We start from the raw sequence: 20,681 nt of genomic DNA on the forward strand, positions 1-20,681 counted from the left end.
GATCAAGGAGGCGCCCTGGCCCCACCCGGGATGGCGTCGTGTTTGCCGATGGTCTGGGTTCCTTTAACGCCGCTTTGGTCGTTGCTACGACTTGCTACGCAGTATTCCCTGGGGGGATGAAATGGAAGTCAGTAATCGTCAACCAATTCAGGTGGTGGGCTACACCCCCGCCGAAATGGGATCGATCAGTTTACCCGTGGCCATCGCTCGCACGGGCGGCATCGGAGTGCTGGACCTCGAATTCAGTGAGCCTCAGCACGGGCTGGTGACGTTGCGCGAGTTACTGCGCTCCACCCGGGGCCGGGTAGGGGTTCGTCTCGGCGCACGTGCGCCGCATGAGTTTTCGGCTTTGCTGGATGAGCTCTCCGAGCGACAGCATTGGCTGGTCGTAAGTCAGACGGGCGCCATCAGCCTGGCCGAACGCTGCGAACAGCTGCCGGCAAGCGACCATCGCGAGCTCGTGCTCGAAGTCACCGATGCGGCGGAACTCCATCTCGACAGGACACTGCCAGTCACTGCCATTGTGGCTCGTGGCAACGAAGCGGGGGGCCGGGTCGGTGAAGACAGCAGCCTGATACTGCTACAGAAGCTGTTGGCCACAACACACCTGCCCATCTACGTGGAGGGAGGGATCGGTGTCAACGCCGCCGCGGCCTGCTACAGCACAGGCGCCGCCGGCGTTGTGCTCGGCGCGCAGCTGCTAATGATGCCGGAATCGCCTCTACCGCAAGCGTGGCAGGACGAGTTGAGCGGGCTGGCCGGAATGGAGGCGCGGCAGTTTGGCGAACGTCTCGGTTTTCCTGTCAGAGTCCTCACCCGCCCGGGTTACAAGGTTACCGCATCGCTACTCCAGCTCGAGGAGGAATTGTTGGCCTGCGGCGCTTCCCCTGAGCAATGGCTCGGTCGGGCACTGCCCCTGGTTGGCTGGGGTGCGCCAGGCTTCAGCGCCTGGCCTGTGGGCCAGGAACTTGGGCTGGCGCAGCGCTACCGCGATCTTTACAAGACCACTGGCCGGCTGGTGAAAGCGATTTTCGCCGCCGCCAACGAATACCCTGCAATCTGCCGGGATACACCACCGCTCGCCGAGGGCGCACCGCTGGCCCGTTCCCATGGAACGCGTTACCCCATTGTTCAAGGCCCCATGACCCGAGTGTCGGATTGCCCGGAATTCGCCGACAAGGTAGCCGACGCGGGCGCGCTGCCGTTCATGGCGCTGGCGTTAATGAGCGGCGAGCAAGTGCACTCCATGCTGTTGGAGACCCACAAGTTGCTCGGGCACAAAGCCTGGGGCGTGGGGCTGCTGGGTTTTGTGCCACAGCAACTTCGCGACGCGCAGATCAAGGCCGTATTCGAAGTAAAGCCGCCATTTGCGTTAATTGCCGGAGGCCGCCCCGATCAGGCCGCTGAATTCGAACGTAATGGAATTCCGGCATATATTCATGTCCCTGCGCCAGAACTGCTGAAGATGTTCCTGGAGCAGGGTGCCACACGCTTCGTGTTCGAGGGGCGGGAATGTGGAGGTCACGTCGGTCCCCTGTCGAGCTTGATTCTCTGGGAAACGATGATCGATGTGCTGCTCGAGAACGTTCCGCGCGGTCAGGAATCCAAAATACACGTGCTGTTCGCCGGCGGAATCCATGACGCTCGCTCTGCGGCGCTGGTCTCCGTGATGGCGGCTCAGCTGGTACATCGAGGTTTCCGTATTGGCGTCTTGATGGGGAGTGCCTATCTATTCACTGAGGAAATAGTCAGCAGCGGTGCGGTCAAGCAGCGCTATCAGGACGAAGCGATCGCCTGCCGCGCCACGATCAACCTGGAGACTGGTCCGGGGCACGCGAGCCGCTGCGCGGTGGGTCCGTTTTCACGTCACTTTTATCAGGAGCGCGCCCGGGCAAGGGCGGCGAAAAAATCTGCTGACGAGGTTCGCGACCATCTCGAGGGCCTCAACCTCGGGCGCCTGCGCCTGGCTGCGAAGGGTGTTACCCGCCTCGATGATGGTGAACTGGTTGAAGTGGATGAGGAAGAGCAGGTCAATGAGGGCATGTATATGCTGGGCCAGGCTGCGACACTGCGCGACAGCGTGGTTGCGGTAGAGGATCTGCATCGGGATGTCAGCGAAGGCTCAGCTGCGCTGCTCGGTTTGTCCCCGGCGCGCGCGGCTGCACCCAAACGCGCTGTGCGCCCCTCGGATATCGCCATCATTGGCATCGGGACGCTGCTGCCCAAGGCGCAGGGCCCGAACCAATACTGGCTCAACATCATCAACAAGGTCAACGCCATTACCGAGGTTCCCCGCCATCGTTGGGATTCGCGTTTGTACTTCGATGCGGACCGCACCGCAGGGGACAAGATCTACTCCAAGTGGGGCGGGTTCCTGGACGAGGTCGCCTTTGATCCGCTTGCCTACGGAATACCGCCAAACGCCCTGAGGTCCATCGAGCCCCTTCAGCTCCTGGCCCTGGAGACCGCCCGCCGCGCACTGGAAGATGCAGGCTATGCCGATGGCGATTTCGATCGCGAGCACACCTCGGTCATCCTCGGTGCCGGTGGCGGAGCAGGTGACCTGGGGATGCAATATGCAGTGCGCTCCGAGTTACCCATGTTCGTCGAGGCTCCGTTGGAAAAGGCTTTTGCGCGGCTCCCGGAGTGGACCGAGAATTCCTTCCCGGGGCTGCTGCTTAATGTGGTTGCAGGCCGTATTGCCAACCGCTTCGATCTCGGCGGCACTAACTGCATTGTCGACGCGGCCTGTGCGTCGTCTCTGGCGGCGTTTGATATAGCCGTCAGTGAGCTGGAAAGCGGCCGCAGCAAAGTGGCGATTGTCGGCGGAGTGGATACGGTTCAAAGCCCCTTCGGGTTCATGTGTTTCAGCAAGACCCAGGCATTATCTCCGCGCGGTGAGGCCAATACGTTTGACAAACGCGGTGACGGCATCGTCATCAGCGAAGGGCTGGCCATGGTGGTGCTAAAGCCACTGGCCGATGCCGAGCGCGACGGCGATCGCATTTATTCAGTGATCAAGTCCATTGGCAGCTCCAGTGATGGCAGGGCACTGGGTTTGACGGCGCCGTTGCCGGCCGGGCAGATGCGGGCTCTCAGGCGCGCCTATGAGAAGGCAGGCGTGAGCCCTGCCTCGCTGGGTCTGGTCGAGGCACACGGTACCGGTACGGCGGTCGGTGACTCGGCCGAGCTTGAGACGATAATCGCTACTCTGCGGAGCGAGAACGCCCGCCCCAAGTCCATTGCTATCGGTTCGGTCAAGGCCCAGCTGGGCCACACCAAGGCCACCGCAGGCACGGCGGGGCTGGTGAAGGCTGTGTTGGCGTTGCACCACAAAGTATTGCCGCCACATGTCGGTGTCGAAAATCCTCTGGATCCTATCGCCGCCGTCGACAGCCCGGTATTTCTGCTGGATGAGGCCAGGCCGTGGCTAACCGACGGCGTCACACCACGCCGTGCCGGGGTCAGCGCATTTGGTTTCGGCGGCACCAATTTCCACGTCGTTTTGGAGGAGTATAGCTCCGAGTTCCGCAGCAAGGCTCAACCGCTGGGCGCCAGCGACTGGCCTGTGGAACTGTTAGTGTTCCGTGCCGCTGACGCCGGCGCACTCAAGGCGCAGCTCACTCGCCAAATCCGCAATCTCGATACCGGCGCACAACCGCGCCTCGCCGACCTCGCTTATACCTGTGCCATTGCTGCGGAGCGTTCCGGTCCGGGAGTGCAAGCGGCAGTGGTGGTGCACGACCTTGCCGGGCTGGCGGACGCGCTGGTTGCTTTGATGCAAGTACTGGATGGCGGTGACCCGAAGAGTCTGCCTCTGCACGTGCGCCTGCACCTGGGTTCCAGCGATGACGAGGCGCCCACGGTCGCGTTCCTGTTCCCCGGCCAGGGTGCCCAGTACATCGGCATGTTGCGCGAGCCGACGCTGTATTTGCGCGAGCCTCGTGTTGCCATAGAGTATGCGGACGCCCACTTGAATGGGTGTTTCTCAAGTCCACTCAGTCAGCTGATCTATCCGGCGCAAGCATTCAGCGATGTGGATCGCGCTGCCCAGGATCGGGCGCTGACCGACACCCATGTCGCGCAGCCGGCTATAGTGACGACTTCGCTCGGTTACATGGATCTGCTGCGCCGGGTGGGCGTAGTGCCGCGCATGGCCGCCGGTCACAGCCTGGGAGAGTACGTGGCGTTACACGCGGCGGGCGTGATGTCGCGTGACGCTCTGCTCGATCTTGCGGAAATACGTGGACGAGCGATGGGCGCAGCCAACGCCGATGGGGACGCGGGGTCCATGGCGGTGGTTATGGCAACACGCGAAGAAGTGACAGCCTATATCGCCGACTATCCGGGCCTGGTCCTGGCTAACCATAACGCCCCGACACAGTGTGCGATTTCTGGCGTCTCGGCCGACGTTACGGCAGTGGCGGAGGCATTGACAGCCAAGGGTGTCAGGGTAGTCAAGCTGCCGGTGGCGGGGGCGTTTCACTCACGGCTGATGGAAGCAGCACAGAGCCCGTTGACGGAAGCGATCAAAAAAGTAGAGTTCAGCCCACCGCTATTGCCCGTCTATGGCAATACCACTGGAAACGTGTATAGCAATGATCCCGCTACAATCTGTGACCAGCTTCAGGGCCACATGCTTGGCAGCGTACAGTTCCTCGACCAGATCGAAAACATGTACCGCGACGGTGCCAGCGTCTTTCTCGAGGTGGGCCCGAAGAATACCTTGACCGGATTGGTCAATTCAGTGCTCGGCGATCGTCCCCACACAGCGGTGGCTACCGACCTTAAAGACGGAGGGTTGCGCGGAATTCTGGGCGCCCTGGCCCAGCTGGTAGGCTGTGGCGTTCAATTGCGAGTGAGTGCCCTGTTTGAAGATCGTGCTGTTAGCCGTCTGCCTCAGAGCTTGCAGGCACCGTCGTTGCCTGCAACTGCCTGGTGGGTAGACGGAGGGGGCATCAGGCCACAGAACGATCCGGTTCACCGCACTGGCAAAGAACCGGCACTCACACTGGAGACACGCGAAGTGTCTGCTGCGGAGCAACTGGCGAGCGCCCCGGCGGCGCGGCCGACTGCGTCTTACGCAGCCGCAGCAGCGGTACCGGAAACCAAAGCCAATGTTCCCCCTGTTGCCCCCGCAGTTTCGAAGCCGACTGCCCCTGTGCCAGGGGCCGTATCCGAGACCGCCCAGGCTTTCATTGCTGATGCGGCAGCGGTACAACTTCAGGCACTGGATCTCTACCACACTACCATGCGGCAGTTTCTGGCTGTGCAGGAAGGGGTCATCCAGAATTTCCTCGGCGGCAATGCAACCCAGGCTAGCTCTACCCTGGGTCCAAACATTCCTGCTCCTGCTCCTGCTGCCGTTGCGCAGAGCGCGGAGTCGTATGAGGATCGGCCAACACAGAGTTCCCAGGTAGAGGCGCCAACAGCACCTGCGGCGCCGGCAGGAGCCGCAGCTGACACAGTTGCCGCTGCTCCGTCAGCGAACACGTCGGTACCTGGCCTGAGCCGCGACGACCTGTCCGAATTGGTCCTGCGCCTGACGGCCGAGCGTACCGGCTATCCGGTCGAGATGTTGGCTCTGGAACAGGATATAGAGGCAGAGCTGGGCATCGACTCGATAAAACGTGTCGAGATTGTCGGCGCGCTGACGAAAGAACTTCCCGCCAGCATGCAAACGACACTGCAGGCGGACGTGGAAGCGCTGACCCGCGCCAAGACGCTCGCCGCGGTCATTGACGGCATCGCTGCGCATCTGCCATCGCAGAGCTCCGCTCAGGCAGGTTCGCCTGCACCTGCTGACGTCGTTAGTCCTGCTGCCGTTGCGATGGCGCCGGGTCTGAGCCGCGACGACCTGTCGGAATTGGTCCTGCGTCTGACGGCCGAGCGCACCGGTTATCCGGTCGAAATGCTGGCCCTGGAGCAGGATATAGAGGCGGAGCTGGGTATTGACTCGATCAAACGCGTTGAGATTGTCGGTGCCTTGACCAAAGAGCTGCCCGACAGCATGCAGGCCACCCTGCAGGCCGACGTGGAAGCGCTGACCCGGGCCAAGACACTCGCCGCGGTTATCGATGGCATCGCCGCCCATCTGCCGTCGCAGGGCTCCGCTCAAGTGGATGTAGCGACACCCACGGTCTCAAATATTCCTGCTGCCGTTGCGGAGGCTCCGGGCCTGAGCCGTGACGATGTATCGGAGATGGTTCTGCGCCTGACGGCAGAGCGTACCGGGTATCCGGTGGAGATGTTGGCCCTGGAGCAGGATATCGAGGCGGAGCTCGGCATTGACTCGATTAAACGTGTGGAAATTGTCGGTGCCTTGACCAAAGAGCTGCCCGACAGCATGCAGGCCACCCTGCAGGCCGACGTGGAAGCGCTGACCCGGGCCAAGACACTCGCCGCGGTTATCGATGGCATCGCCGCCCATCTGCCGTCGCAGGGCTCCGCTCAAGTGGATGTAGCGACACCCACGGTCTCAAATATTCCTGCTGCCGTTGCGGAGGCTCCGGGCCTGAGCCGTGACGATGTATCGGAGATGGTTCTGCGCCTGACGGCAGAGCGTACCGGGTATCCGGTGGAGATGTTGGCCCTGGAGCAGGATATCGAGGCGGAGCTCGGCATTGACTCGATTAAACGTGTGGAAATTGTCGGTGCCTTGACCAAAGAGCTGCCCGACAGCATGCAGGCCACCCTGCAGGCCGACGTGGAAGCGCTGACCCGGGCCAAGACACTCGCCGCGGTTATCGATGGCATCGCCGCCCATCTGCCGTCGCAGGGCTCCGCTCAAGTGGATGTAGCGACACCCACGGTCTCAAATATTCCTGCTGCCGTTGCGGAGGCTCCGGGCCTGAGCCGTGACGATGTATCGGAGATGGTTCTGCGCCTGACGGCAGAGCGTACCGGGTATCCGGTGGAGATGTTGGCCCTGGAGCAGGATATCGAGGCGGAGCTCGGCATTGACTCGATTAAACGTGTGGAAATTGTCGGTGCCTTGACCAAAGAGCTGCCCGACAGCATGCAGGCCACCCTGCAGGCCGACGTGGAAGCGCTGACCCGGGCCAAGACACTCGCCGCGGTTATCGATGGAATTGCTACCCATCTACCGACGCAGAATGCCCGGAGTGCCACATGGGCGGTTCCTGAGACTCCCGTTGCCAAACCGGACGACCTTACGTCACTGGTGACCGAGCTGCCGCGTTTCATCATGAGTTCCAGGGTTCAGCCGCGCCCGGAGCCGGTGCCGCAAGTGGACAAGGGAGTGTACCTGCTGAGCGACGACGGCGAGGGTTTGGCCGCCGCAGTTACCAAAGAACTTGAGCGTCGCGGTGGCGAAGCCCTGGTGATCACGCAGGATATTCTCGACGATCTGTTACTGCTTAGCGACGCACTGGACGCACTGCGAGCCGATAAAGTGCCTGTGCTGGGCGTGGTGCACCTGGCGTGCCATGCAGACGGCGAGTCAATGCAGTCTCTTCAAGCCTGGCGTGCGGCCGGCAACCGGCACAGCAAGGCGCTGTTTCGCCTGCTCAAGGCCTGCGCCAGCAATTTTGGCAGTGAGCAAACTTTCCAGGTGTTGAGCGTCAGTTGCCAGGGCGGTCATTTTGGTCGCGATGGCCAGATCACCTCGCCCACCGCCGGCGGTAGTGTCGGCCTGCTCAAGTCGGCGGCGGCGGAGTGGACGCAGTTGCAGATCAAGAATCTGGATCTGGCTCCCGGCGCCGGGTTTGAGGCCGATGCCGAAACCATTGTCAGTGAGTTGCTCTGCGAGCCGGACGCAGTGGAGGTAGGGTGCAGCGAGAATACCCGGCGTGTATTCCTGCCCGTTCCGGCGCCCTTTGCAGGCAGCTCCCCGGCGACGAACCTCGCACCGACTCCAGATTGGGTAGTACTGGCAACCGGCGGCGCCCGAGGGATTACCTTCAGCGTGCTGGACGCCCTGGTACCGGATGGCGCGACGGTCGTGCTGCTTGCACGCAGCCCGGAGCCGGAACCCGAGCCGGTCGCATTAGGTGAAGCGGCGGATAGCGCGGCCCTGAGAAGCTTGATTATCAGTGACGCAAAGGCGCGTGGTGAGCAGCCCTCTATCGTCGCCATAGAAAGCCGCGTCAACGCCATTATTCGTGATCGTTCAGTGCGCTCTAATCTCAGCGCCCTACGGCAACGCGGTATCAAGATCGATTACCTTCAGGCGGACGTCGCTGACGAGCAGCAATGCAACGCTGCAATCGACTCGGTATACGAACGTTTCGAGCGAATAGACGCCGTTATCCACGGTGCTGGAATCATTGAGGACAAGCTGATTGCGGGCAAAAGCCAGGAGTCGTTTGACCGGGTGTATGACACCAAAGCGGATAGCGGCTATTTGCTCAGTCAGCGCTTACGACCAGAATCACTAAAGTGGCTGATGTTTTTTACCTCCGTAGCTGGCCGGTTCGGCAATCGTGGTCAGAGTGATTACGCCGCCGGCAACGAGGTGCTCAATCGATTGGCGTGGTACCTGCATTCCCGGTGGGCCAACACGCGTGTGATAGCGGTGAACTGGGGCCCCTGGGACAGTGGTGGCATGGTATCAGAGGCGGTCAGGAAGCAGTTCGCAGAGCTCGGAATCATGGCAATCAGTCCGCAGGCCGGCATTGCGTTTGCGCGCAATGAGCTACTTCGGGGTTTGCCAACGGACGTTGAGGTGGTGGCAGGGCAGGGCCCATGGGCTGCTGCCGGGCTGGAGCCCCAAGTCAGGGCTGGAACGTCCGGCAGTCGGTCGGGGTTCAATCTTGTTTTTGCAGACAAGAGCCCAGGAATGGAGCCTACCGGCGCGGTGTCGATGACGCGTGAATTCAGTCTGGCCAGTGATCCATACCTGGACGACCATCGGCTTGACGGTGATCTTGTTGTCCCGGCCGCAGTCTGCGCGGAATGGATGGCCGAGACCACACAGCTTGGCTGGCCGGACCTTGTAGTGGCTGAGGTGCAGGACCTTCGGGTTCTGCAAGGAATTCAATTGGAGGATAGTGAGACCGCTTCCCTACAGGCGCGTGGTCGGGTTTCGTCGCATGCCGACGCCGCGGCCGTCAGGGTCAGTACTGAACTGAAGGATACCCGCAGTGGGCGCACCGCCTATCGTGCGGCTGTCCTGCTTCGTGATCGTTTACCGGACCCACCGGAAGCAACTCTGGAACCACTGCCAGCGGGAGAGCCGTTAAGCGTGATGACGGCATACCGCGATTACCTCTTTCATGGTCAGCGATTTCAGCTGGTCAACGCGATCACGACAATCAACGAACAAGGGATTGACGCCGAAATTCGCGGCAGTGATGCATTGCAATGGATTGATCCGCTGCTGAACAGGAAAAACGCGGCATCGCCGCCAGCCTGGTTATTCGACCCTGGCATTGTGGACGTATGTCTCCAGATGTGCCTGGTTTGGGGGCGTGTCCATAAAGGCGTCAGTGCTCTGCCGGCGCGTTTCGGAACCGTCCGGCGCTATCAGCTGGCCGCCGTGCCAGAGACCCTTCTGCTTCGTCTTCGTATTCGGCCGGAGAGCACAGCGATTGCGGTGGTGTTTGATGCAGAGATCTCGACCCCGGATGGCCTTGTTCTCATGGCAATGGAAGATATCGAGACCATTGGTAGCGAGAGGTTCAACAGGCTGGCTGACAATACCGATGAGATGGGACGATCAATCCTTGCCAAGGTTGGTCGAGCCGGATGAGCCCGAACGACAGGGACGTGGCGATCGTCGGCATGTCGGCGCTGTTTGCCGGCGCCGGCAACCTGGCGCAGTACTGGCAAAATATTGTCGATGGAACATGTTCAATCGAAGAAGCGCCCGATTCATGGTCTTATCCTTACTATGACCCGGAATCCGATGACAGTGCCAGAATCTACACCCGCAAGGGTGGCTTCATCGCAGATCTCACGGATTTCAATTCCGCAGAGTTCGGTATAATGCCGAACGCCATCGACGGTAGTGACCCGGATGGTTTTCTGGTTTTGCGACTTGCCCGGGATGCGCTGGCGGACGCCGGCTACCTGAACCGGGACTTTGATCGCTCCCGGGCCGGAATCATCATGGGCCGGGGTAATTATCTCAACAGAGGTCAGAGCGGGTTGATGCAGCATGGTCTGGTGCTGGACCAGACCGTGCAGTTGCTACAGCAGATGTTTCCGGAATTGTCGGACGAGAAGCTGGCTGAAGTCCGCGATAATCTGAAGCGCTCCCTGCCCCCATTCGGGCCTGAAACCATCCCCGGGCTTGTACCCAACGTGGTCACGGGTAGAGTGGCAAATCGGTTGAATCTGATGGGGCCGAACTATCTCGTGGACGCGGCCTGTGCCTCCACGCTTATCGCCATCGATCATGGCATCAAGGAGTTGCACAGCGGACGCTGTGACCTCGTACTCGCCGGCGGCGTGCATGCCGCATCTCCGCCCGCCATCTCGATGGTGTTCTGCCTGATCGGAGCTCTCTCTCGAGGTGATCTCAGCCCATTTGGTGCCACCGCCGGTGGCACACTTTTGGGTGAAGGCATTGGTATCGTGGCGCTTAAGCGACACGCCGACGCGTTACGGGACGGCGATCGTGTGTATGCAGTCGTTAAAGGGGTAGGCATCGCCAGTGACGGGCAGGCAAAAGGCTTGCTCGCCCCACGACTTGAGGGCGAGGTGCTGGCAATCGAGCATGGCTACAGCATTTCTGGCGTAGACCCGGGGACAATTGGTCTCATCGAGGCACACGGCACAGGCATACCGCTTGGAGATCAAACCGAACTGGCTGCCCTGACGCAGGTGTTTGGTGAACGGCGGGGCGAGCTGCCAGAATGCGCAATCGGTTCAGTAAAATCCATGATTGGCCATTGTCTCCCCGCGGCGGGCGCGGCTGGCGTCATTAAAACGGCACTTGCGCTCTACCACAAGGTATTGCCAGGGACCTTGTGCGACGAACCCAGTCCCGCGTTACCATTTGCGACATCGCGCTTCTACGTCAACAATGCGACTCGCCCCTGGATACATGGTAACAAAGACATCCCACGCCGTGCAGCTGTCAATTCCTTCGGTTTTGGCGGTATCAATGCGCACGTCATCCTGGAGGAAGCGGCTGATCCAGAGGCACCGGAAGCCGCTGCCCTGCAGTGGCCCAGCGAAGTGGTCGCCATCTGCGGCAATACCCGCGAAGTGTTGCTGGGAAACATCGACCTGGTGCTCGAAGTTTTGGCTGGTCCAGACGTGCCCCGCCTGTGCGATCTTGCCTACACGCTTGCTTGCCTGCCCTCAGCTCGTGAGCGCCTCGTGGTAGTAGCAGCGTCAACCAGCGAGCTCGCAACAAAACTGGCCCGCGCACGCCAGGCACTGGAAAACCCGGATCGACACCGAATGCAGGCCCGCACCGGTCTGTTCTTCGACGACTCGCCACAGGCCCGGGGTCAAACCGCTTTCCTGTTCCCGGGCGAAGGCGCCCAGTACACCAATATGTTGGCTGATCTGTGTGTGGTCTTCCCCAGCGTGCGCCGGTGGTTCGATCGTCTCGACGAAGCTTTTTTGAACGAGCACGCTACGCCCCCAAGTTCAATTATATTTCCGGTACCCACCGGGCTTACTACCGAGCAGCGCCAGGCGCTTGAAAATCGACTGTTTGCAATGGATCTCGGCTCCGAGGTGGTCACCATTTCCAACCTCGCACTGATGGAGCTGTTACGGGAGCTGGGGGTGCCCTGTGATGTGATGCTGGGGCACAGCACTGGCGAGTTTGCCGCACTCGTGGCCGCGGGTGTTTTTCACGAACTCGCGGGGCCGCAAGGTTTACTGCAGAAAATGCGTGAGTTGCACGAACGTCACCAGGAACTGGAATGTAACGGCAGCATTATCACGGGCACCTTACTCGCCGTAGGTGCACTGGGCCATGACCACATTCGTCAGGAAGTGGCAGAAGCAGGTGAAGGTGTGTTTCTGGCCATGGATAACTGTCACAACCAGGCAGTGCTTTTTACGCCCACCGAAAAGGCCGAGGCGCTAAAGGCGCGACTTAAATCCCTGGGGGCTATCGTTCTGTCACTACCCTTTGACCGTGCCTATCACACCCCCTTGTTCGAAGGTGTTGCCGCTTCAGTTCGCGCATTTTTTGATACGGTCGACGTTAAATCTGCGCACACACCACTTTACAGCTGCAGTACTGCGGAGCTGTTTCCCGAAGACTCCACCGGGATTCGGGACACCGCGGCGAAGCAGTTCTCGACCTGCGTGCGCTTCCGTGAGACGGTGCTCAGGATGAGTGAAAGGGGAGTTCACACTTTCGTCGAAGTCGGGCCCCGTGACAATCTTACCGCGTTCGTCAAGGATGTTCTTCAGGATAGGGAACACGTTGCCATTGCAAGTAACGTCCAGCGCCTGCCTGCGCTACTTCAAATACAGCATCTGCTCTCCGAACTTTTCGTGCGGGGAACGGTTGAGGATTTGACGCCGCTATTTGCCAATCGTGCCTGCGAAAAACTAGACGTCAGCCTGGCAAGCAAGTCGGTCAACAAGGGTATTCGGCTCAATATCGACCTGCCGGTTTTAACGTTGACCAGGCCCTGGTCGCTGGAACACGTTGCGCGGCACACGCCTTCGGTGGAGGATGATTCCAAAGTGGTCCAGCTCCGTCCGATGCCTACGGCGAACGTCCAGTCCATTGATCCGTCCACTGTTTCTGACCCCGGGAAACCGGCAGTTCCAGCAGGAGTACCCGTCGTTGCGGCGACCGTTGCCGCACCCAAACCCACACCACCAGCTACAGATCCGCGCCTTGTCGCCTTGCAAGGTCACTTCAGCCTCATGAATGAATTCATGGCGCAGCAGGGGCGCATGATGCAATCCATATCCGGCGGCACAGGGCTTGCCGCAAGTCCGCAGAAACCGGCAGTGATTACGTCCAGTGAGCATTACCCACTGCTTGGCGAGATCGTAAGCCAGCAGCCCGGGCGATTAGTTGCTGTGCGCAGCTACACTCCGGAACAGGACCTGTATTTACGTGACCACACTATAGGGGTCGGTGCGCCAATTTCCGAATTTCAACCCGATAAGCTGGCGTTACCGGTTGTGCCTCTTACTTTCAGTATGGAAGCGATAGCCGAGGCCGCCCACTGTCTGACAGGCGGTCACGGCCGAATCAGCGGAATGCATGAGGTTACCGGTTATCGCTGGATAGCGCTCGAGCGCGAGGATCCGGTGCACCTGCGGATCACAGCAGAGTTGGAAAGCACACTTTCAGCCAAGGAATCAATAGTACGCGTCCAGATTGAGCAAGTGGAACACCCCGCAGCCACCTCCGGCAAGCTCACCTTCGAAGGGCGCGTGGAAATTGCACCTGCCTATCCATACGCATCCGCGCCGATGGCTTTTGATGGCGCGCCGCTGGCGGCTAGTGTCACCGCCGATGCCGATCTGTACCGGGGGAGCATGTTTCACGGCCCGCGCCTGCGGGGGGTTACGCATATACGTGGATTGTCGGAGGACCGCATTGAAGCGGACATGGTGACCCTGCCGGTGGACAAGCTGTTCGCCTTTACCCGTGCACCTCAGTTCCAGCTGGATCCTGCGCTTCTGGATGCCTGCGGCCAGCTACTCGGTTTTTGGAGTTTTGAGAAGGTCGACCCTGCAGCCAACTTGTTCCCTGTACAAATCAAGCGCCTTGAGCTGTTTGCTCCACCACCGCCAGCAGGCGTTTCTCTGGTTGGCCGTGCCAATATCCGTCGCGAGCAGAGTGGTCAGACCCTGGTAGCGAATATCCAAGTAGCAGATCTGCAGGGGCGGCCCCTGTTGCGGTTGTCGGGATGGAGTGATCGTGTCTTTCTGGACAACACTGCACAGCATTTTCACGACTGGCGACTGGATCCGCCCAGGAGCTATCTCTCCGAGCGGCGGCTCGATAGCGAGCCGGCAGTGATCGCGCGGGGGATGACCCCGGCACGTAGTGCCTGTTTGAGGGGCGCGGGTGGGGTCTGGTTCAAGGCTGCCGCCCACATAGTACTGACCCCGGCAGAGCGTGAAATATGGTACGCGTTTCCAGAATCTGGCACGCAGCGCGAGGAATGGCTGCTCGGATACATCACTGCCAAAGACGCCGCGAGGCAGTGGCTACTGGAGGCGCACAATATCGAACTGGCGCCCATCGATCTCGAAATTCGCACCAAATCGGACGGCAGGCTGTATCTGCATAGTGATTTCGCCAACGGCATCAACTTTCCCGGCCTGGCGATCACCTCCGGCACTGGGCATGTGGCCGCCTGTATCGCCCGTGAACCCGGGGGCTTGAGTGATACAGCCCTCGAGCGCTTCGCCTCGGATGTGATCCAACGACAGGGTGAGTTTTCGAAGACAGGCTAGATGCGCGTCGAGCTGAATTAAAACTGAATGCCATGTGTCGGGGTCGGCAAGGAGGACAAGTGAATTTTGCAGCGGAGAGATACGGAATGACTGTAACGCAACAGGGGGTGGAGGATGCAATTTTGGAAGTCCTCAAGGACATCGTACAGGACTGGGATCTCGAACTGGACGGCCAGATGACGCCGGATTCACTACTGGTCGCCAATCTCGGCTTTTCATCGGTGGATTTCGTCGAACTGGCGACATCTATCGAAGATCTCTACCCGGAGGTGGAGCTGGATTTCGACGGCTTGATCATCAACAACGGACGGCTGGTGGAGGATCTTTCCGTGAGCCAGGTGGCTGCCTTCGTATATAGACGACTCAATGGCGCATGACTAAAGGACTATCAGCAGATGGCAAAGACATTGTTTATCGGGATGGATGGGGCGACCTTTACGGTCCTGGATCATCTGACCACGGACCAGACAGGCGAAGGGGTTGCAATGCCCTTCATGAAGAAATTCATGGAAAAGGGCACACGTGCCAAGCTGCGTTCCACCGCTAATCCGCTGACGCCCCCTGCGTGGGTCTCTCTTACCACGGGCCGCCATCCGGGTACCCACGGGATTTATGACTTTGTTCGCCTCGATGATCGCGGCAGCTATGTTTATTACGACCTCTTTGGCGCCAAGAACATCAAGGCAGAAACCATTTGGTCTATCATGAACCGCCAGAACCGCAGCACGGTGGCGTTGAATTTTACCATGACGGCACCGCCGCGCGAGGGCACCGGCAGCATCGTGCCGGGATTTGTATCCTGGAAGCACCTCCGTCGCAATACAACGCCCCCCGCCTTGTTCGACCGGATTTGCACGATTCCCGACTTTGAACCCAAAGAGCTGGCCTGGGACTTCGACCGGGAAAAGGAAGCAGTGGCGGTGCTATCCGAAGCCGAAATGGAGCATTGGGTGCGCTACCATGGTGTCCGGGAAAAGCAGTGGTACCGGGTTGCCGAGTACCTGCTGAAGGAAGATGACCCGGATATGCTTGGGGTGGTGTTTGATGGCGTGGACAAGATCCAGCATCAGGCCTGGCAGTTTCTCGACCCTGAACTCATTCCGAAAGATCCCTCGCCCTGGGAAAAGCGCATGCGCCAGGCCTGTGTGGAGTTTTTCACGGAACTGGATCAATACATTGAGAAGCTGGTGACTCTGGCAGGCCCGGATTGCCAGGTGTTCATGGGGTCGGATCATGGCTTCACCTGGTCCTCCGAGGTGTTGCGTATCAACATGTTTCTCGCGGAAAAGGGTTACCTCTTCTGGGGCGATGAAGAAACACAGAAGACCGGCGCTGACTCCATGTGGTCAGCCAATCTGGACTGGGACCGCACGGTTGCCTATTGTGGCACCCCGTCCAGTAATGCCATTCGCATCCGTGTAGCTGACGCGCCCGGCAAGCCGGGGGTCAAACCATCAGAGTACACATCGCTGCGTGACCAGCTGATCAGGGATCTTGAGTCGCTGGAGGACGAGAACGGCAAACGCCTGATCAGTGAGGTCCTAAAGAGAGAGGATGTATTCAATGGTCAGGATATGGCGAATGCACCGGATTTGACCCTTGTGCTACACGATTTCGGTTTTGTTTCCGTTGCCAACCTGGAGCCTATGCACCTGAAGCGGGATCCCGTAGGAACGCATCACCCCAACGGTGTGTTTCTCGCCTGCGGCCCTGGCATTGCCGCAAAGGGAGAAATCGAACGGCTCGACATTGTGGACGTCGCTGCGACATTACTTTACAGCCAGGGCTTGTCAATACCTTCTGATTTCGAAGGCGAGGTGCCTCTCGCTGTGTTTGAGCCCGACTATAAAAGCAAGCATCCCGTGGAAATTGGCGAGCCGACCTTGCCTGTAGCCAAAGGGGTTGCGCGGGTTGGGCAGGCCAGTGCCGAGCCGGACGAAGATTCGGAAGAGTACCGAAAGCAAATTCTTGATCAGCTCCAGATGCTCGGTTACATGGAGTAGTGATGCAGCTTGCAGACCTCGGCCATGTTCGCCTGCGGTATCTACAACGACCTGCGTGTAGAGCAGCGACGGGAGCGCGCGAGCACGTCCTACTGGTGCACGGGCTGGCGTCCAATGTCGCACTCTGGTATTTCCGAATGGCACCGAGCCTGGCCGCCCACTACCACGTGACCATGTTTGATCTACCCGGCCACGGTCGCAGTTCGGAAAGCTCCAGGGGTTATCGGCCCGCTGACATGGCCAGTGATATTTGTCAGCTCCTGGACAGGTTGGGGATCGAGCAGGCGCATCTGGTCGGACATTCTTTTGGTGGCGCGGTTTCGATGAAATTTGCCCACCTGTATGGCGAGCGTGTCCGCTCTGTAACCCTTATCGACAGCCGGCTTCGCCAATTGCAGGAGGAAATGCCCATCTGCGAGTGGCAGCATTGGCCAGCCTACAAGGACCTGATTAACCGGCACGGAGTCGATATCGACGAGCGCACCCTGGATTTCGGCGTCGACGTGCTGGTGGCATTGGCACGGTTACGGGTTGAATCCCCGCAGCAGTGTGAAAAGCTCAGCCAGGCTATGCCTGTGTCATTGCTCGGCTCGGGCGGCGTGCCGTCTGCGCGCCAGTGGCTTGACCTGATCGGGAAACCCGGGGTACGCGAAGCGCTTACCTACGGAGATAACATAAGCGCAGACGATCTGCTTCAGATCGATAAACCGGTGGCCGGGATATACGGGGAATTGTCGCCAAACATAGGCACCTCAAAACTGCTCGCCCGGGTTTTGCCCCAGGCGCGTATTGAGGTAATCCCCCAGGTCGGGCATTTCTTTGTCGAATCCCACCCCGATGTGATCGTTAACGCAGTGCGCAGGCTCATCAGCAGCAGCACCGCAGTGCCCGCCGGCGCCGTAGTGGCCTAGCTCGCCAGCACGCACCCGCTTCGGTGGCTTCGGTACTGTCACACAGGTAGTCTATGCAGACGGTGCCACTGCGCCGCCACCGCTCCAGTCCTGCTGCACAATGCCCGTGCCCGGTTCCTTGTACCAGTGGCCACGCAAATGCTTGTACAGGGGGACGTCCTGGGTAATCAGGTACATCCCCGGCTCTGAACCATTGGCGTGATGGGAGTGAAGGTGACCCGCTGGCGTGATCATCACCAGGTAATCCTGCCAGTCGATCCGCTGGTCGTTCACAATGGAATGGCAATCCGCAGCACGCACGATAATCTGCAGCGCTACTGCCGCGTGGCAATGAGGCTCCTGCTGCTCGCCAGGTCGCATCCATTTCCACGCCGGTATAAATGAACTGTAGGCCAGGTCCCCATCGATGCCGAAGTGGATAACGCCGCTGGCGTTGGCAGCCTCGAAAGTGTCTCGCTGTAGCTGCATGACATGGTCAGCATGATAGTGCACCGCGGGAATGTTTTTGCAGCCGCCGGAAGGAGCTTCCAGGCCGAGAAACCTCACCAACGGTTCATCACTCACGGCGTATAGAATCGCCCGCTGGGCCTTGGCCCGGTGAATGGCGCCAGAGCCGCCTGGCAGGAAAAATACGTCTCCGGCCTGCCACTCAAGGGTTTCGTCTCCCCATGTGCTACTGCCTTCGCCTTGAATGGCAAGATACATCTCAGCACTCGCGACGAAGTCGCTTGCCACCGCGTCGCCAGGCTGCATGCACAAATAGGTCGCGAAAAAAGATGGCGTTGTCGCGCGCCAGGGGATCGCCAATTCGTTGCCCAGGTCCAGCGCAATCGGTCCACTGGGGGTGTCGGCATCGAGGGCCAGGGCGCGTTCGGCGGCAAAGGCATGCACGGGCACCGGAGGCGGCGGCGTTCGCAGTTTTCCGCCTCGTACCCGCTGCGATACCCCTGGGATGCCCAGGTAACTGCCACGTTCGGAATAGACTGTCTGCTTTCTGCTCATATGGACACCGCTGAACCTGCTGCCAATACGGGGATAAATCCATTAACCGGGAAGCCGCAGTTTTTCATTCTGAGCGGTTACCGCTTCCAGACCCGCCAATAATACGCGCGTTCCATGAGCCTGCCAATCTGTAGGTTCTACCGCGGGTGCCTGTGTGTCTTGAATTCGGGGCAAGCGGCATCTATATTCAATCTCAAAGGAACTCAAAGCCGGGCACAGAGAAGGCATCTATGATCGGGTTTGGAGCAGCTGATTGCGCACATCAATCGATCGGGGAAATCTGTGCAGTCTAGTATTTGTCATGACGACGCGCCGCGCCTGCTTCAACTCAAGCAGGATGAGATTCACCTTTGGTGCTGTGATGATACCCAGGTTAAAGATGCCGCACTGCTTCAGCACTATAGGACCTGGTTGGATGAAGTGGAGCTGGGCCGCTTGCGTCGGTTTCATTTCGCCAGGCATCGCCATCAGTTTTTGGTGACCCGTGCGCTTGTGCGTTATGCACTGTCCAGCTATCTCCCGTCAACTGGACCTGCTGCCTGGCGTTTTGGCACCAATGACTACGGCCGGCCGATGCTTGCCCACCCTGGAATGGTCGCGAGCGGTCTGGAATTCAACTTGTCGCACACCCATTGTCTGGCCGTTTTGGCTATTTGCCACAGCGGTGAGCTTGGGGTGGATGTTGAGTATCATCGCAGGCCATGCGACGCCACGCTGCTTTCCGATCGATTTTTTTCGCCTCTTGAAGCACGGCAATTGAAGGCATTGCCAGAGTCGCAACAGCGGCAACGGTTTTTTGATCATTGGACGCTAAAAGAAGCCTACATAAAAGCCCGTGGTATGGGGCTCGCCATTCCACTGAGTTCTTTTTCATTTGACCTGTCCGCACCGGGTGCTATTGGTTTTGGGGTCGAGCCAGAGGCTGGTGATCGGGGCGAGGGTTGGCGGTTCTGGCAGCTAAGACCAAACGCCACACACAAGATTGCTGTCGCGCATCGAGCGGGTGAATCCGCTGTGATGACCAAGCTGAGGTGCCTCCAGGTGGTCCCGAATGTCAGTATTAAACCTGTGGACTACACTGTGTTCAATTCCACCAGATAACCCCGCTCCGTCTGAGGTGCTTCCATGCTGAAACCGCCGTGTAGCATAGTGACAGGATTTCTGGGTAGCGGAAAAACCACCCTCCTGCAGCACGTGTTGTTGGAAGGTCTGTCGGGTGGTCCGGTGGCGATTATAATGAATGAGCTGGGTGAAATTGGTATCGACGGCAACGTCATTACTGATTTCCAGTCAGTAGAGAAAATGGTTGAGCTCAACAGCGGGTGTGTGTGCTGTACGATCTCTGAATTGCAGCTCGGCCAGGCGTTGAATGAAATTGTAGAGGAAATTTCGCCGTTACTGATCATTATTGAAACAACCGGTATCGCAGAACCCGGACCGATTGTGGGTCGTTTGCGAACCTTTGGCTATAATATTGAATCGGTCGTTACTGTTGTTGACGCTATAAGCTTCCCCGGTGAGGACGTAGCCAGGCGGACCATCGAAAACCAGATTCAGGCAGCTGATTTTCTGGTCCTGAATAAAACGGACGGTGTGGACAGAGACAGGTTGAGCGAGATTATAAGTGCGATCACTCAGCTAAATCCGCGCGCGCACCTGGTGCATACGAACTACGGTCGAGCTGATCCCCGGTTGCTGTTTACTGCCGGCACGAAGAAACAGAAGCAATCGGTGCCGGAAGGGGGGCAGCTGCCAGCCAGAGGTCATCACGATCACCGTCGCGGTGCCGGGCATGTCGATACCTTTTCCTTTAGCTGTAACCACCCACTTGACCTGGATCGACTGAAAGCGTTTTTGGCCCAGCTACCGAAAGAAATCATTCGGGCAAAAGGCATTCTCAGACGTAGCGGTGACGCTGCGCCGTTGTTGTTCAATTATGTCTGCGGCCGATTCGATTTCAGGGATTTACCAAACCTCAAGGACCCGGTGGCGACCCAGGCGGTATTTATTGGGGAGATCAATGGCGCTTTGAAGGACAACATTACAGGCCAGCTTCGCTCCCTGGAGCTACGCAGCTGAGCAGCGCATTGAGTTCAATCTCACCCTGAAAAACCCCCGCGACTATCCTGGCTGATGGGTCGAATGGGGGTCGGCTATCTCCGCCCTGTTTTTGTGGAAATCCACGCAAATACCTATCCATCGATTGTAATTCCCCCCACGCCCCTTTACTGTAGCGATCACGTAAAGGGCAAGTCCTGGCGAAAGCCTGGATACGCAAAGTCGACGATCTAAGGGGCCACCAGCCCTATGATAGCGGGACCGCCGGAATCTACCGAGGCTTGCCAGCCTCGGCTGTATTGTATCTATCCGTGTGTATCAGCTTTGCCCTGCGAACATCTGGAGC

The 20,681-nt window shown here is 59.2% G+C and carries 8 protein-coding genes and 1 riboswitch; of the genes, 7 read left to right on the forward strand and 1 reads right to left on the reverse strand.

The annotated features are described in order from the left end of the window. The first annotated feature begins 121 nt into the window (after positions 1-121). The 5 genes from Q6D67_RS07530 (at position 122) to Q6D67_RS07550 (ending at position 17,275) form a co-directional block, all read left to right on the forward strand. Entirely contained in the window at positions 122-9,712 is a 9,591-nt protein-coding gene (locus Q6D67_RS07530) for a type I polyketide synthase (protein WP_304704981.1), read from the forward strand. Further along, positions 9,709-14,361, forward strand: a complete 4,653-nt coding sequence (locus tag Q6D67_RS07535; RefSeq protein ID WP_304704982.1) for a type I polyketide synthase — start codon at positions 9,709-9,711, stop codon at positions 14,359-14,361. The genes Q6D67_RS07530 and Q6D67_RS07535 overlap by 4 nt, the downstream gene beginning before the upstream one ends. Before the next feature lie 86 nt (positions 14,362-14,447). Further along, positions 14,448-14,738 (forward strand): acyl carrier protein, encoded by a 291-nt coding sequence (locus tag Q6D67_RS07540; RefSeq protein WP_304704983.1) that lies wholly within the window; start codon positions 14,448-14,450, stop codon positions 14,736-14,738. 18 nt (positions 14,739-14,756) lie between these two features. Further along, positions 14,757-16,364 (forward strand): alkaline phosphatase family protein, encoded by a 1,608-nt coding sequence (locus Q6D67_RS07545; protein ID WP_304704984.1) that lies wholly within the window; start codon positions 14,757-14,759, stop codon positions 16,362-16,364. 2 nt (positions 16,365-16,366) lie between these two features. Next, the gene (locus tag Q6D67_RS07550) at positions 16,367-17,275 is read left to right on the forward strand and encodes an alpha/beta fold hydrolase (protein WP_304704985.1); all 909 of its coding nucleotides are present in this window, start codon (positions 16,367-16,369) and stop codon (positions 17,273-17,275) included. Positions 17,276-17,326: 51 nt separating this feature from the next. On the opposite strand, the gene Q6D67_RS07555 is transcribed toward Q6D67_RS07550, so the two are convergent. Continuing rightward, positions 17,327-18,277, reverse strand: a complete 951-nt coding sequence (locus Q6D67_RS07555; RefSeq protein WP_304704986.1) for a hypothetical protein — start codon at positions 18,275-18,277, stop codon at positions 17,327-17,329. Positions 18,278-18,517: 240 nt separating this feature from the next. Between Q6D67_RS07555 and Q6D67_RS07560 the strand changes: the two genes are divergently transcribed. Beyond that, positions 18,518-19,378, forward strand: coding sequence for a 4'-phosphopantetheinyl transferase superfamily protein (locus tag Q6D67_RS07560; RefSeq protein ID WP_304704987.1), 861 nt, complete (start codon positions 18,518-18,520; stop codon positions 19,376-19,378). A gap of 24 nt (positions 19,379-19,402) precedes the next feature. Further along, the gene (locus tag Q6D67_RS07565) at positions 19,403-20,356 is read left to right on the forward strand and encodes a GTP-binding protein (protein ID WP_304704988.1); all 954 of its coding nucleotides are present in this window, start codon (positions 19,403-19,405) and stop codon (positions 20,354-20,356) included. 158 nt (positions 20,357-20,514) lie between these two features. Next, positions 20,515-20,604: riboswitch (cyclic di-GMP riboswitch) on the forward strand. The last annotated feature ends 77 nt before the right edge of the window (positions 20,605-20,681 follow it).

Source organism: Haliea sp. E1-2-M8, from assembly GCF_030649675.1.
Lineage (GTDB): Bacteria > Pseudomonadota > Gammaproteobacteria > Pseudomonadales > Halieaceae > Haliea.